11 protein-coding genes are annotated in these 14,546 nt (G+C 72.9%); 4 read left to right on the top strand and 7 right to left on the bottom strand.

Going from position 1 to position 14,546, the window contains the following annotated elements:
* Nucleotides 1-142: 142 nt before the first annotated feature.
* A complete protein-coding gene (locus tag ACWKZU_RS06680; protein ID WP_449281621.1) occupies nucleotides 143-1,285 on the top strand; it encodes an ABC transporter substrate-binding protein in 1,143 nt (380 codons plus the stop codon).
* Here ACWKZU_RS06680 and ACWKZU_RS06675 read toward each other — a convergent pair.
* Nucleotides 1,282-1,929: a TetR family transcriptional regulator C-terminal domain-containing protein gene (locus tag ACWKZU_RS06675; protein WP_449281620.1), complete on the bottom strand. Its 648-nt coding sequence runs from the start codon at nucleotides 1,927-1,929 to the stop codon at nucleotides 1,282-1,284. The genes ACWKZU_RS06680 and ACWKZU_RS06675 overlap by 4 nt on opposite strands.
* Nucleotides 1,930-1,985: 56 nt before the next feature.
* Between ACWKZU_RS06675 and ACWKZU_RS06670 the strand changes: the two genes are divergently transcribed.
* A complete protein-coding gene (locus ACWKZU_RS06670) occupies nucleotides 1,986-2,819 on the top strand; it encodes an MBL fold metallo-hydrolase (protein WP_449281619.1) in 834 nt (277 codons plus the stop codon).
* On the opposite strand, the gene ligA is transcribed toward ACWKZU_RS06670, so the two are convergent.
* The 5 genes from ligA to ACWKZU_RS06645 are packed head-to-tail and all read right to left on the bottom strand — an operon-like array spanning nucleotide 2,753 to nucleotide 10,418.
* Entirely contained in the window at nucleotides 2,753-5,113 is a 2,361-nt protein-coding gene (ligA, locus tag ACWKZU_RS06665; protein WP_449281618.1) for an NAD-dependent DNA ligase LigA, read from the bottom strand. The genes ACWKZU_RS06670 and ligA overlap by 67 nt on opposite strands.
* A gap of 23 nt (nucleotides 5,114-5,136) precedes the next feature.
* Nucleotides 5,137-6,276 carry a tRNA 2-thiouridine(34) synthase MnmA gene (gene mnmA, locus ACWKZU_RS06660; RefSeq protein ID WP_449281650.1) on the bottom strand — a complete coding sequence of 380 codons (1,140 nt, stop codon included), beginning with the start codon at nucleotides 6,274-6,276 and terminating at the stop codon, nucleotides 5,137-5,139.
* A 28-nt stretch (nucleotides 6,277-6,304) separates the two neighbouring features.
* Nucleotides 6,305-7,534: a cysteine desulfurase family protein gene (locus ACWKZU_RS06655; RefSeq protein ID WP_449281617.1), complete on the bottom strand. Its 1,230-nt coding sequence runs from the start codon at nucleotides 7,532-7,534 to the stop codon at nucleotides 6,305-6,307.
* Nucleotides 7,535-7,542: 8 nt separating this feature from the next.
* Entirely contained in the window at nucleotides 7,543-8,511 is a 969-nt protein-coding gene (locus ACWKZU_RS06650) for a tetratricopeptide repeat protein (RefSeq protein WP_449281616.1), read from the bottom strand.
* Nucleotides 8,512-8,513: 2 nt separating this feature from the next.
* A complete protein-coding gene (locus tag ACWKZU_RS06645) occupies nucleotides 8,514-10,418 on the bottom strand; it encodes a glycosyltransferase (RefSeq protein ID WP_449281615.1) in 1,905 nt (634 codons plus the stop codon).
* Between the two features lie 242 nt (nucleotides 10,419-10,660).
* On the opposite strand from ACWKZU_RS06645, the gene ACWKZU_RS06640 reads away from it, so the two are divergent.
* Complete coding sequence (locus ACWKZU_RS06640) at nucleotides 10,661-13,684, top strand: hypothetical protein (protein ID WP_449281614.1); 3,024 nt, start codon at nucleotides 10,661-10,663, stop codon at nucleotides 13,682-13,684.
* Nucleotides 13,681-14,211, top strand: a complete 531-nt coding sequence (locus ACWKZU_RS06635) for a ribonuclease H family protein (RefSeq protein ID WP_449281613.1) — start codon at nucleotides 13,681-13,683, stop codon at nucleotides 14,209-14,211. The genes ACWKZU_RS06640 and ACWKZU_RS06635 overlap by 4 nt, the downstream gene beginning before the upstream one ends.
* Before the next feature lie 33 nt (nucleotides 14,212-14,244).
* Here ACWKZU_RS06635 and ACWKZU_RS06630 read toward each other — a convergent pair whose 3' ends face one another.
* A complete protein-coding gene (locus ACWKZU_RS06630) occupies nucleotides 14,245-14,541 on the bottom strand; it encodes an ATP/GTP-binding protein (RefSeq protein WP_449281612.1) in 297 nt (98 codons plus the stop codon).
* Between the last annotated feature and the right edge of the window lie 5 nt (nucleotides 14,542-14,546).

Raw genomic sequence — 14,546 nt, 5'->3', positions numbered from 1 at the left:
CGGACGGATCTCCGCGGCCGTCGACGTCGCGCCCTCCCTTGCGCGCTTTTATTGAATCTGATTCAATATGCAGGAACGGGCCAACCGCACCGCGCCGGATCACCCGTCCGACAGTGCCGTCACCCCAGAACCGGAGGACCCCATGCGCAGCTCGAATCCACTCGGCGGCCTCTCGCGCCGCACGCTCATCCGCGGCGGCCTCGGCCTCGCCGCCGCGGCGACGCTGCTCGGCACCGCCGGGTGCGGGGCGGGGAGCCGTTCGACCCTCAACTGGGGCAACTGGACCTACTATCTCGACTACGACGAGGAGACCGGCCGCTACCCGAGTCTCGAGGAGTTCACCGACGCGACGGGGACCGATGTCCAGTACCTCGAGGACATCGACAGCACCGACACGTTCTACGGGAAGATCAAGGACCAGCTGCAGCTGGGGCACGACACCGGCTACGACACCTTCTGCATCGGCGACACCCTCCTGCTCCGCCTCCTCGACGCGGGGGTGCTGCAGGCCTTCGACCACGACCGGATCCCGAATCTCGCGCAGCTGCTGCCGCATCTGCGCGAGTCGTCGTACGATCCGGGACTCGAGCACTCGATCCCCTGGCAGACCGGCATGACCGGCCTCTGCTACAACACCCGGCTCTACCCCCGCGGCATCGCCTCCGTCGCGGATCTGACCCGTGCGGATCTGGCGGGCCGCGTGGGCGTGCTCTCGGTGATGTCGAACACCACGGGGCTGATCATGCTCGATCAGGGCGTGGACATCGGCTCCGACTGGGGCCGGGACGCCTTCGAGGACGCGATCGGCTTCCTCGAGAAGCACCTCGCCTCCGGCCAGATCGCGCAGGTCAAGGGCAACTCCTACACGCAGGATCTGCAGACCGGGGATCTCCTCGCCGGGATGTGCTGGTCCGGCGATATCGCGATGCTGAACGCGGAGGCGGGCGAAGAGGTCTGGAGATTCGTGGTCCCCGAGGCCGGCGCCTCGTACTTCACCGACAGCTTCGTCGTCCCCACCGGCAGCGAACGGCGCGCCGACGTCGAGGCGCTGATCGACTTCTACTACCGGCCCGAGATCGCCGCCCGGGTCGCCGCGCAGCTGCGCTACGTCACGCCGGTCGCCGGAGCGCGGGAGGCGATGGAGCGCATCGATCCCGACCTCGTCGAAGACCCGCTGATCTTCCCGAGCGACGAGATGGCCGCGCGCCTCCACGAGTTCCGGCCGCTCACCAGCACGGAGGATCGCGAGTTCTCTGCCGCCTTCGCGAGCGCGCTGGGACTCTAGCCGTGCGCGCCGTCGGCTCCGACCGGTTCGACGAATCCGCGCAGCTCGCCCTCGCCCAGGCCCAGCTCGCGCTCGGCGATGTCCCACACCACCCGGCGCAGCGCGCCGCGGGTCCCGGCGTCCTGCTGGATGAGGAACTGCATGAGATACCCGTCGAGGGCGACGAGGATGCGCTGCGCGCTCCGCTCGGGATCGTCGCTGCGGAACTCCCCCGCCGCGCAGCCGTCGCGGATCACCCCGGCGACCTCCTCGCGATCGGTCTGCATGCGCGCGGCGACGGCCCGGCGCATCGGCTCGCTGCCCCTCCCGAGCAGCAGGGCGTCCACCCACGCGCGCGCGTTCGCGACGGCGTCCGCGTCGGTCGCCGCGAAGTCGCCGATGACGGCGGCGAGCCGGGCTCGGGGGGACGCCGAAGCGTCCGGCACGACGGATCCGAAGAGCTCTTCGAACACCGCGATGCGGACCCCGTCCAGCGAGGAGAAGTAGTGGCCGGCCAGCCCGGCGGACACCCCCGCACGCGCCCGGATGTCGCGGATCGTGAGCCCGGCGAGCCCGGTCTCCCGCGCGAGGTCCACGGCGCACTGCAGGATCTCGGCCCGTCGTTCATCGACGCTCAGGCGGCGGCGCGGCGATCGGGATTCCATGCACCCACTCTAGCCATCGGCGCGCACCGCACCGCCGCCCCCGGAAAGGACGTCTCATGACCGAGGCATCGGCGACTCCCCCGCTCCCGCCCGTCACCGGCATCGCCTCCTGGTATCGCACCGAGGAGGAGCGACCGGGCCTGATCCGCATCACCGAGCGCTTCGTCGACGAGTTCCTCCAGGCCAATCTGTGGCTCGTCCGGGGCGAGGAGCGGGCGATCCTCGTGGATTGCGGCCTCGGGATCGTCCCGCTGCTGCCGCTCGTGCGACGGCTCGCGGGCGGAGACTGCCCGGTCGTCCTCAGCCACGGACACCTCGATCACGCCGGCGCGGCCCACGAGTTCGCCGAGCGCTGGGGCCACGGCGCGGACGACCCTCGCACGGAGCGCCGTCTCAGCCTGCTGACCGCCGAGCACCGCGGCGACCTGGGGCTCCCGAAGGACGGCATCGACGGCGCGGGCGATTGGCTGCTCTCGGGCATTCCCCGCCCCGGCTACGATCCCCGTGCGTACCGGCAGCGCGCCGCGCCGCTCACGCGCCGCCTCCGGGACGGGGAGCGCATCGACCTCGGTGGCACCGTGCTCGAGGTGCTCCACCTCCCCGGGCACACCCCGGGGAGCCTGGCGCTCTACGACCGGGATCGCGGAGAGCTCTACTCGGGCGACGTCGTCTACGACGACGTGCTCCTCGACTCGCTCCCCGAGTCGGACCCGCCCGCCTACGAGCGAAGCCTGCGGCGGCTCCGCGGGATCCCGGTCGAGCGCGTGCTCCCGGGGCACGGAGCGACGTTCGGCCGCACCCGCCTGCACGAGATCATCGACGCCTACTCGGCGGCGGCCTCCCCGAGGCCGAGCGCCGCGGGGCCCTCCGTGACGAGCACGGCGAACTGATCCGCGTCGAGCACGGGGATCCCGAGCTCCTCGGCCTTGGCGAGTTTCGATCCGGCGCCCGGTCCCGCCGCCACGTAGTCGGTCTTCTTCGAGACGCTGGACGCCGCCTTGCCGCCGGCCCGGATGATCGCCTCCTTCGCCCCGTCCCGGGTGAAGCCCTCGAGGGAACCGGTGGCGACCACGGTGAGGCCTGCGAGCACGCCCCCCTCTGCCTGCGCCGCCCCGGGGCCGGGATGACCCGGCGTGGCCCACTGCACGCCGGCCGCGGCCCAGCGGTCCACGATCTCGAGGTGCCAGTCCACCTCGAACCACTCCTTGAGCGACTCGGCGATGATCCCGCCGACGCCCTCCACCTCCGACAGCTCCTCGACGGAGGCGACGCGGATCGCGTCGAGCGAGCCGAACCAGTCGGCGAGCGCACGCGCGGCCACCGGCCCGACGTGGCGGATGTTGAGGGAGACCAGCAGGCGCCAGAGCGGCTTCGTCTTGGCCTTCTCGAGCTCCGCGAGGAAGGTGTCGGCGTCCTTGGAAGGCTGGACCACCCGATGATTCTTGCGGTAGCCGGCCTTGCGCCGCTCGGCGGCGTCCAGCCCGTCCGCCTCGGGCGGATAGTCGAGCGTCACCCGCTGGAACGGCGAGCGGCGTCGCGGCTCTCCCGTGTCCTCGTCGATCAGCGGCTCGCCGGTCTCGCTGTCGCGCACCACGACCGTGATCGGCACCAGCTGCTCCAGCGTCAGATCGAACAGCCCGGCCTCGGTCTCGAGCGGCGGCGTCTCCGGCACCTCGGGCTGCGTCAGCGCTGCCGCCGTGATCTCGCCGAGCACCTCGATGTCGAGCGCACCGCGCGACCCGATGTGCTCGACCCGGCCCCGCACCTGCGCGGGGCACGCCCGCGCGTTGGGGCAGCGCAGGTCGATGTCGCCCTCCTTCATCGGGCGCAGCGTCGCACCGCACTCGGGGCAGTGCTCGGGCATCTGCCACTCGACCTCGCTGCCGTCGCGCACCTCGACCACCGCGCCCAGCACCTCGGGGATCACGTCCCCGGCCTTCCGCAGCACGACCGTGTCGCCGATGAGCACGCCCTTGGCCTTGACCACCTGCTGGTTGTGCAGCGTGGCCTGCCGCACGGTGGATCCCGCGACCTTCACCGGCTCCATCACCGCGTACGGCGTCGCCCGGCCGGTGCGGCCCACCCCGATGCGGATGTCGAGCAGCTTCGTGTGCACCTCCTCCGGCGGGTACTTGTAGGCGATGGCCCACCGGGGGGCCCGGCTCGTCTCCCCCAGCTCGGCGTGCAGGGCGAGCTCGTCGACCTTCACCACGATCCCGTCGATCTCGTGCTCGACGTCGTGCCGGTGCTCGCCGCGATCCTCGATGAAGTCGACCACCTCGTCGATGCTGCCGAAGACTCGCGAGTGCGGGGATACCGGCAGGCCCCACTCGCCGAGCAGGCGGTAGACGTCGCTCTGGTCCTCGAAGGCCGGGTGCGACCATGCGCCGATGCCGTGCACGTAGAGCGAGAGCCGCGAGAGCCGGTCGCGCATGAGCTCGAGCTCGGCGGGGGTCTTCTTCTCGGCCCGCTGCCGCAGGCTTCCCGCCGCGGTGTTGCGGGCGTTCGCGAACTCCGGGTAGCGCACCGGGATCTGGTCCTCGGTCCTCCCCTTCGCGAGCTGCTCCGCCACGAATTCGTCCTGCAGCTGATGCTGGCGCACATTGAGCGCCTCGAAGTCCTCACGGCTCAGGAACACCTCGCCGCGCGCCTCGAAGAACGCGGGAATACCCTCGCCCCGCAGCTCGCGCGGGATCACGGGGATCAGGTCGACGTTCTCGGTGATGTCCTCACCCACCCGGCCGTCGCCGCGGGTCGTCGCGGTCTCGAGCACGCCGTCCCGGTATGCGAGGCTGATCGCGAGCCCGTCGATCTTGAGCTCCGTGAGCCAGCGCACCTCGCGCCCGGCGGCCGCGCGGGTCTTCTCGGCCCACTCGCGGAACTCCTCGAGCGAGAACACGTTGTCGAGGCTCAGCATGCGCTCGGCGTGCTCGTGCTCGGGGAATCCGGCCGACACCACGGCGGCGCCCACCTCGCGGGTGGGGCTGTCCTGTCCCGCCAGCTCCGGGAACGCGCGCTCGATCGCCTCGAGCCGGTGGAACATCTCGTCGTACTCGGCGTCGGAGACGAGGCTCACCGCCTCGGAGTAGTAGGCGGTGCGCAGGCGCTCGATCTCGGCGGTCAGCTGCTCCGCCTCCGCGCGCGCGGCCTCGAAATCGGTCGGGATCTCCGGATTCGTGTTCACCCCTCCAGTCTAGGTTCCGGAGGTCAGGAGACGGGCTGCGCGGCCAGCGCGCGGTCGATCGTGAACTGGCCGAGCACCCGGCTGCCGACGTAGAGCACGGCCGTCTGGCCCGGCGCCACGCCCGTGAGGGGCTCCGCACGGTCGGCGTCGATGTCCACCACGATCTCGTGGGTGGCTCCCGCACGGTGCTGCTCACCGCGCTCCTCGTCGAGGATCGGCGCGAGACGCGCCTGCGCGGCCACCGGATCGGCGTGGGCGCGGATCTGCACCTCGCAGTCGAACGCCTCGCTCACATCGAATCCCGGTTCCCCGGCCCAGCTGAAGCGACCGCCGGCGATCCGCGAGATCGCGAGGCTTTCGCGCGGGCCCACCACCACCTGGTTCGAGACGGGCCGGATCGAGAGCACGTAGCGCGGCTTGCCGTCGGGCGCCGGCCGGCCGAGCTGCAGGCCGCGGCGCTGGCCCACCGTGTAGCCGTGGGCCCCGTCGTGGCGGCCCACCACCTCGCCGCTCTCGTCGAGGATCTCCCCCGGCTCGCGGCGCACGTGCTCCGAGAGCCAGCCCCGCGTGTCGCCGTCGGGGATGAAGCAGATGTCGTGGCTGTCGGGCTTCTGCGCGACCTGCAGGCCGCGCTCCGCGGCCTCGGCGCGGATCATCTCCTTCGACGGCGTGTCGCCGAGCGGGAAGTAGCAGTGGGCGAGCTGGCGCTCGGTGAGCACGCCCAGCACGTAGGACTGGTCCTTCGCCCACGCGCTCGCCCGGTGCAGCTCGCGCCCCCGCGGCCCGTCGACGAGCGCGGCGTAGTGCCCCGTCGCCACCGCGTCGAAGCCGAGCGCGATCGCCTTGTCGAGCAGCGCCGCGAACTTGATCTTCTCGTTGCAGCGCATGCACGGGTTCGGGGTGCGGCCCGCGGCGTACTCGGCGATGAAGTCGTCGACCACGTCCTCCTTGAAGCGCTCGCTGAGGTCCCACACGTAGAACGGGATGCCGAGCAGGTTCGCGGCGCGACGGGCGTCCATCGCGTCCTCGATCGTGCAGCAGCCGCGGGATCCGGTGCGCAGGGTGCCCGGCATGCGGCTCAGCGCGAGGTGCACGCCGACGACCTCGTGTCCCGCCTCGACGGCGCGCGCGGCCGCCACGGCGGAGTCGACTCCCCCGCTCATCGCCGCCAGAACCTTCACCCGGGACATTTTACGCGAGCCCCGCAGCACGGGCGCGCTCCAGCGCGAGCGGCAGCGCCGCGAGCAGGGCGTCGATCTCCGCCTCGCGGGTGTCCGGTCCGAGGGTGAAGCGCAGCGCCCCGGCGGCCGACTGCTCCGGCAGGCCCATCGCCAGCAGCACGTGCGAGATCTCGGCGACGCCGGCCTGGCACGCCGAGCCGACCGAGGCCGAGACGCCCGCGGCGTCGAGCATGAACACGAGCGAGTCGCCCTGGCAGCCGGGGAAGGTGAAGTGCGCGTTGCCCGGCAGCCGGGCGCCGGGGGTCGCGGGATCCGCGCCGCGCAGCACCGCGGTCGGGTCGGCGGCGCGCACCCCCGCGACCAGCCGGTCCCGCAGCGCCTCGAGGCGCGCCACCGGCTCCGGGCGCGGCCGCCCGTCGGCGTCCAGCACCAGATCCAGCGCGGCCGCGAACGCCACCGCACCCGCAACGTCCTGGGTGCCGGATCGCGCGCGCTGCTGCGTCCCGCCGTGCAGCAGCGGGTCGGCGGGCGTGCGCCGGCCGAGCGCCAGCGCCCCGACGCCGACGGGCCCGCCGATCTTGTGCGCCGACACCGAGATCGCGGCGGCGCCGGAGCCCGCGAGACTCACGGGCACCTGCCCCAGCGCGGAGACCGCGTCGATGTGCACGGGAACGCCCGCGGCGTGCGCGATACGGCAGAGCTCGGCCACCGGCTGCACGGTGCCCACCTCGTTGTTGGCCCAGAGGAAGGAGATCAGCGCGATGCGCTCCGCCCCCTCCTCGGCGATCGCCGCGGCGAGGACCTCGGGGCGCAGCCGCCCCTCGCCGTCGATGCGCAGCCGGCGCAGGCGCGCGCCCTGCGCATCGCGCAGCCACTCGGCGGCCTCGATCGTGGCGTGGTGCTCCCCCTCGGCGACGAGGATCACGTTCCGCGCTGCGGATGGATCGTCGCCGCCGGTCGTCTCCCCCCGCCGGGCCCAGTAGATGCCCTTGAGGGCGAGATTGATGGACTCCGTGCCGCCTCCGGTGAGGATCAGCTCCGCGTGATCGCAGCCGAGGGCGCGGGCGATGCGGTCGCGCGCCGCCTCCAGCAGCTCGCTCGCCCGCTGGCCGTGGCCGTGCGTCGACGCCGGGTTCCCCACGACGCGGAGCGCACCGGTGTAGGCGTCGAGCACCGCCTCGGGCATCGGCGATGTGGCCGCGTGATCGAGGTAGGCGCGCGCGCCGCCGCTCGACTCCATCGGATCCCTCAGTAGAGCAGGTTCGCGAGGCGGCCGCGAGCCGCGATCACACGCGGATCCGCGACCCCGACCACCTCGAACAGCTCGAGCAGCCGCTCGCGCACCGCGGTGCGGACCTCGGCCTCGCTCGCCGCGAAGAGGTCGAGCAGCCGCAGGAACGCGTCCTCGACGTGCCCGCCGGCCACGTCGAGGTCGGCGACGCGCAGCTGGGCCTCGACATCGCCCGGATCGGCGGCGGCCGCGCCGCGGATCTCGTCGGCGGCGAGCCCCTCGAGGCGCTGCAGCAGGCGCACCTGCACGAGCGCAGCCCGGGCCTCCGCATCGGCGGGCGCCTTCGCGAGCACGGCCTCCCACTCGGAGACCGCCTCGGCGTAGTCGCCGCGCTCCGCGGCCTCGATCGCCGCGAGATGCGCGGGCGGGATCTGCGGCTCGGCGGGCTCCTCGGGATCCTCGCCGGCGTCGGGCGCGTTGACGCGGCCGACGACGCCCTGCTGCTCGGCGAGCTGCACGAGCTGGGTGAAGACCTCGCGCACCTGGGCCTCGGGCACCGCACCCTGGAACAGCGGCACGGGCCGGCCGCCCACGAGAGCGACGACCGTGGGGATCGACTGCGCCTGGAACGCCTGCGCCAACCCCGGATTCGCGTCGACGTCGACCTTGGCCAGCAGCACCCGTCCGGCGAACTCGCGCGTCACCTTCTCGATCGCGGGGCTCAGCGTCTTGCAGGGCTGGCACCACTCCGCCCACAGGTCGAAGACCACGGGGACGACGGCCGAGAGCTGCGCGATCTGCTCGAAGGTCGCGTCGGTCGCGTCGAGGACGAGATCGGGCACGTCGACGGTCTGTCCGGCGGCGGGGCGATCGTCGATGCCGCCCGGAGCGCCCGCCGGGGCGGCCTGGGATGCCGGCCCGCGCGCGGCGAGGTGGCTCAGGTCGACGCCCCCGCCCGGGATCCGCTCGGGGATCTGCTGACTCATGCTCAATTCCTCACTCCCACCAGCTCGCTCGTCACGCCGAGCAGCTGGATCTTCGATCCGTCGGTCTTGCTGGGCACGAAGAACAGCAGCTGGTGCGCGACCTCCTGCACCAGTCGGTCCTGCTCTCCCTCGAGTCCGGAGAGCGCCGTCACCGCGTCCTGCGCCTGCGGCTTGTAGCGGCCGCCCTCCACGATCTGCTCCTCGATCACGGTCGTCGCGACGAGGGCGCCGCCGACGCCGGTCGAGAGCGCCACCGGGCGCTCGTCGCCCTGGCGCGCGGCGACCGAGAACTTGAGATCCTGGCCGTCGTCGTCGGACTGCTGCTGCGACTTCTCGGCGCGGGCCTTGCCGTAGTTCTCCAGCAGCGACTCGCCCGAGAGCTCGAACGGCTCGGCCTCCGGCGCGTCGGGGCCGTCCTGCAGCGCCGCCGCGAAGCCCGCACCGACCTCGCCCGGCGGCAGCACGAGCGACTCGAGGTCGTTCGAGAGCAGCGCCGTTCCCTCTTCGGCGGGAGCCGCCGGGGGCATCGAGATGCCGCCGCGCAGCGCGATGACCCGCGACACCAGGTAGTTCTCCTGGGGCGTCTCCTGGGTCAGGATGAGCGCGAGCGACGGCGAGGCGGTGGTGGCCTCTTCCTCTCCCGTGTCCTCGCCCTCGGTGGGTTCCGGATCCCCCGCCGTGTCCACCTGACCCGGTGTCGACGCGACCGTCACGAACAGCGTGCGCGGCCAGGATTCCGTGCTCTGCACGAGCTCGTAGTCGAGCTCCTCGTCGGTGAGGCGGGGAGGCACCACCCCGTAGTCGGGCATGGCGGCCCGAATGGTGTAGTTGGCCGTGCGCTGCGCGAGTGCGTCTCCGGAGAAGCGCTCGGCGAGCATCTCGGCGTCGAGCTCGTCGTCGGCCTCCGTGGCGACCGCGGCGATGCGCTCCACGATCCGGTGCAGCTGCTCGTCCTTCACCGGCACCGGCGCGATCGAGCTCGACTGCTCCTGGCCGTTCTCCTCGACGGGCTCGGCGCCGAACTGCGGCCAGTAGCTCGCCGAGCAGCCGCTGAGTCCCAGCGCGACGGCGAGGCCGAGCGCCGGCAGCGCCGCCGCTCGGGCGCGGCGCGACGCGGGACGGGTCGCGTGCATCGACGCGGTGCCGCCGGACGAGGTGCTCGCGGCGTCGTCCCCGCGCCGGCGCGCTCCGCCGCGGCCGAACATGTTGCGAATGCCCAGGAGGGGGCCGCGACGACCGCGACGCGGCCCGAGGCCCCGCCGGTCGTGATCGATCGCGAGCAGGTACAGGACGCCGCCGACGAGGGCGAGTACACCGCCCGCGGCGAGCAACGGGCCGGCCCACGGGGTGTTGGGGTTCTGCACCCAGATCAATGAGACGTCCTTGGGCACCGGGTTCCCTCCGTCAGAGGCGATGATCACCGACTGATCGGCGGCCAGCGAGACCGGTACGCGCAGCGTGCCCGTGTCGGCCCCGCTGCCGGCGTCGTCGATCGCGCGCTCCTCCAGCCACAGGTCGCTGCCGCGCGGATCCAGCGGCTCCGGCTCCTCGGCTTCGTCCCCGTTCGCGGGCGCATCGACCACCGCCGGGGCGACGAGCGCGCTCAGCAGGCGGTGGTTCTTGGTGTCGACCGAGAGGTCGGCGTGCAGGAACGGCTCGACCCAGCCGCGCACGTCGCGCGTCGCACCGGTCGCGACGAAGGCGCGCTCGCCCTTCACCACCACGTTCGCCTGCCCGGGCACCTTGCCGAACTCGGCGCCGTCGACCACGGCGTATCCGGCCTCCGACTTCGTGTCGACCGGGAAGCTGATCTCCGATGGGCCGGCGAGGAAGGTGCGTTGGCCGATGCCGAGCAGCAGCAGCACTCCGGAGAGCACCAGCGCCGCAATCGCGAGCACGTATCGCACGGGGGCTCCTTCGATGTCGGGAAAAGTATGAGAGCAGCTTCAACGGTACCGGAGCTTTCCTGATGCGACATGGAGAGCGGCGCGATTCGCGCCGTCCGCGAGCCATCCGCACGGGGTCGTCATCGATGACACCTCCCCCTCCGGGCCGGACGAAGTGCGGTATCGTGGTGCTCACCTTTCTTCGACCGCGCGTGACGAGCACTGCGCGGCCGTGGTGACCTCGTCCAGATTCCGGAGGCACAGTGTCCGAATCCGCTCAGCCGTTCTCTCCTGCCTTCCGCGGATACAACCGCGACGAGGTCGACGAGCGCGTCGCCGCTCTCACGGGACACATCTCCACCCTCCAGTCGCATCTGCAATCCCTCCAGTCGGCGCATCAGCAGGCCACGCAGGTGAGCCAGGAGCAGCGCCAGCTGATCGGGGAGCTGCAGGAGCAGGTGGCCGAGCTGGGGGCGAGCGGCTACTCCGGGCTCGGGCTGCGCGTCGAGAAGAGCCTCCAGATCGCCGAGGATCACGCCCAGCGCCTCATGGCCCAGGCCGATCTCGACGCCGAGAAGCTGCGCCGTTCCTCCGAGGAGGAGGCGAAGCGAGTGCTCACCCAGGCCCAGGCCCGGGCCGACGAGCTGCTCTGCGCAGCGACCGAGCAGGCCGAGGTCATCGTCTCCGGCGCCCGCAACGATCTCGCCGAGCAGACCGCCGCGGCGAACGCCGAGCGCGAGCGGCTGATCGACGAGGCGCGGCGCTCGGCGGCCCTGGAGCGCAGCTCCGCCGAGCGCGAGGCGACCGCGGAGCGCGAGACGGCGCACCGCGATGCCGAGGCCGAGCTCGCCGAGGCCCGATCCGAGGCCGAGCGGGTGCTCGCCGAGGCGCGCTCGCTCGCCAACGAGCTGCGGGCCGAGACCGAGCTGCATGCGGAGGCCTTCGCGAGGCAGCAGGCCGAGAGCGAGCGCGAGGCGGAGCTCGAGCGCGTGCGGCTGGTGCGCGAGGGAGAGCGGGCGCGCACCGAGTTCGAGGCGAAGCGCCAGCGCGAGGAGGCCGAGCTCGAGGAGCGCTACACCGAGCGCAACCGCGAACTGGAGGCCGGCATCGAGGCGCGGCGGCGCGAGCTCACCACCGAGATGGAGACGCTGCGGGGCCGGATCGCGCAGGAGCGCGAGGAGCACGACGCGGCCCTCGCGAGCGAGCGGGAGCAGCACGACCGCCGGCTCGCGGTCGAGCAGCGCACCCACGCCGAACGCATCGCGCAGGAGCGCGAGGAGCACGAGGCCGCGATCGCGCGTGCCCTCACCGCGCAGCAGGCCGAGCTGAGCACGCTCGCCGAGCAGGGGGCGCGCGAGCGGGAGCGCGCGAACGCCCAGGCGGCGCAGGAGCTCGACGAGCTGCGCGAACGCGTGACGACCGAGCTGACCGCCTCGCGCGAGCGCCAGGAGCAGCAGCTGCGCGAGGAGCGGGAGGCGCACGACGCCCGCATCGCCGAGGAGCGCGAGAGCCACGAGTACGACATCTCCGAGGAGCGCCGGGCCCACGACGAGGCGCTCCGCGCCGAGATCGTCTCGCACCAGGCGCGACTCAGGGACGAGCAGGAGGCGCAGGAGAACCGTCTCTCGGCGGAGCTCGAGGCCCACGTCTCCCGGCTGGCGCGGGAGCGGGAGACCCACGAGCGCGGCATCGGCGAGGAGCGCGAAGCCCACGAGACCCGCATCGCCGAGGAGCGCGAGACCCACGAGACGGCTCTCCGAGCCGAGCGCGAGGAGCACGAATCGGTGCTCGCCGGGGAGCGCGAGGCCCACGACACGGCGCTCGCAGCGGAGCGCGAGGCCCACGAGGCGACGCTCGCAACGGAGCGCGAGGCCCACGACACGGCGCTCGCAACGGAGCGAGAAGCCCACGAGGCCCGGATCTCCGGGGAGCTCGCCGAGCACGAGACCCGGATCTCCGCGGAACTCGCGCAGCACGAGGCCCGCATCGCGCAGGAGCGCGAAGCGCACGAGGCCCGCATCGCCGCCGAGCGGGAGACGCACGCCGGGAGCATCGCCGAGGAGCGCGCGACGCACGAGGCGGCCATAGCAGCCGAGCTCGAGGAGCACCGGACCCGCATCGACCGCGAGCGGGAGGGGCACGAGGCGCGCATCGGCGGAGAGCTCGCGTCCCACCAGGACCGCCTCATCGCGGAGTGGGAGGACCACCGCGTCCGCCTCGACGCCGAGCGCACCGCGCACGACGAGGAGCTGGCGGCGGAGCGGCTCGAGCAGGAGCAGCGGATCACCCGTGGCCTCGCCGATCACGAGGCCCGGATCGCGGACGAGTCGACGGTGCACGAGGCGCGCATCGCCGCACAGCTGCGGGAGCATCAGCAGCGGCTCGAGGACGAGCGCGCCGCCGAGGAGGAGCGCCTGCGCATCCAGCGCGAGGAGGCCGCGGAGTCCCTGGGACTCGAGCGCGAGGCGCTGGAGCTGCAGATCGAGCGCGAGCGGGCCAAGCTGGAGGCCGACATCGCACGGGAGCGCGAGGAGCACGAGCGCTCCATCGCCGCCGCGGTCGCCCAGCACGAGGAGGATCTGCGTCGCGAGCGCGAGGCCCACGAGGCCGCGATCGCGCGCGAGATCGCGGCCAAGCGCACGGCCGTCACCGAGGAGACCGACCTCCTGCGCGCCGATACCGTCGCCGAGCTCGCCGAGTACCGCGCCACGGAGGAGGCCGATCTCGGGCAGCTGCGCGCCGACGCCGAGGACGCCGCGCGCGAGCTGTACCAGAGGATCGAGGCCGACACGATCGCGTTCAACACCTCCTCGGCACAGCAGCGCGAGCAGCTGGAGCAGGAGCTCGCCGAGCGGCAGCGCGAGGCCGCGGAGGCCGGACGCCGCGAGATCGAGGCCACCCGCGCCGAGCTCGAGGAGCTGCGCTCGCAGCTCGAGATCGCACGTGCGGAGTACGAGCGCATCACCTCCGAGGCCGCGCAGGACGCGCGCAACACGCGTGCCGAGGCCGAACGCCAGGCCGCCGAGACCGTGCTCGAGGCCGAGCGCCGGGCGCAGGTCACCTTCGCCGCGGCCGAGGAGCGCGCGACGAAGGTGCTCGCCGCGGCCGAGGACCGCATGACCCAGCTGAAGGTCGAGCGGGGCGCCGTGGCGCGCTACTTCGAGAGCCTGGGCGAGGTCATCACCAACGCGCAGAAGATGAGCACGGTCGCCGGGCGACTGGTGGATCAGCCGGTCGCGGAGGCCGTGGACGCGGAGTCGCGCGAGGCCGAGGAGCAGCAGCGATGACCCTCACCGCTGCTGCCGACGGGTCGGCGCTCGGCAATCCGGGACCGGCGGGCTGGGCCTGGGTGGTCGACGAGCATCAGTGGCGCGCCGGCGGCTGGCCGCGCGCGACCAATAACCAGGGCGAGCTGATGGCGGTGCTCGATCTGCTCCACGCCACGGCCCCGAGGGCGGACGAGCCGCTGCGGATCCTCTGCGACAGCCAGTACGTCATCAACTCGGTGACCCAGTGGATGCCGGGCTGGAAACGGCGCGGCTGGCGCAAGGCCGACGGCAAGCCCGTGCTCAACCGCGAGCTGCTCGAGCAGCTCGATGCGGCGCTCGTCGGGCGAGACGTGCGTTTCGAGTGGGTCAAGGGCCACGCCGGTCACGTGCTCAACGAGGCGGCCGATCTGCGTGCGCGGGCCGTTGCGACCGCGTTCCAGGCGGGCCGGCGGCCCGATCACGGCCCGGGCCTCGCCGATGTGGCGCCCGTGCCCTCCCCCGAGGTCTCGCTCGATCGGCCCGTCGCTCCTCCGACCCTCTTCTGAGGGGCGAGGCGGCTCACGCGCTCGAGGCTGGCCTCAGACGCCCCTCCAGCAGTGGGCGTGGTAGTGCCGCCGATCCCGCACCGCCGCCTCGTCGCCGAAGAGGTGGTCGGCGCTCCAGGCCACGACGTGCGCCTGACCGGGCGGCACGTCGGTTCCGCAGGCCGGGCAGCGATAGCTCTTCTCGGCGCGATGCGCGGGGATGTCGCGCACGAACCACTCGCCGCCGCGCCGGGTCTCCTTGCGGGCACCGCCGTAGGCGAGGCGCGTGACGTCGCTCGGAGGGTTCTCCGCAGCGCGCCGGTACTTGTTCACTCTCCGGTGGCGCGCCATGGGCC

Source organism: Leucobacter sp., from assembly GCF_053528595.1.
Note: the sequence above shows the minus strand (reverse complement) of the source record. Positions and strands in the feature narration are given on the sequence as shown.